The following is a 318-nucleotide window of genomic DNA, read 5'->3' as shown; positions in this document are numbered from 1 at the left end:
GTCCGGATCATGCTCTAGCGCGAGCGAACCGTAGATGGCCTCCCCCCTCCCCCAGCACGGCTTGGCGTGGCTACGCCGGATCTGGCAGCCGCCGTTCGCGCTGGCGCTCATGGGGATTGCGTTGTGCGGCTGCTCGTTCGATCTGGGATCGCTGATGCCGGAGAAGGACAAGCCGCAGGAGGCGCCCAAGGCCGCCGCGCCCGCCGAGCGCGCGGTGAGCGCCGCCAACGTCACCGAGGCTCAGGCCCACACCGCAAAAGCCCAATCCCTGGCCAAGTCAGGCGAGGTCGCGGCGGCGCTCGACGAGTTCAATCGCGC

Annotated in this window: 1 pseudogene; it reads left to right on the top strand. The window is 69.8% G+C overall.

Going from position 1 to position 318, the window contains the following annotated elements:
• Positions 1-34: 34 nt before the first annotated feature.
• Positions 35-318: pseudogene (locus tag AABA86_RS33990) on the top strand (tetratricopeptide repeat protein); the annotation flags it as partial.

Source organism: Bradyrhizobium sp. TM233 (genome assembly GCF_036247965.1).
GTDB classification, from domain to species: Bacteria; Pseudomonadota; Alphaproteobacteria; order Rhizobiales; family Xanthobacteraceae; genus Bradyrhizobium; species Bradyrhizobium ottawaense.
This window is presented reverse-complemented; position numbering and strand designations above follow the sequence as displayed.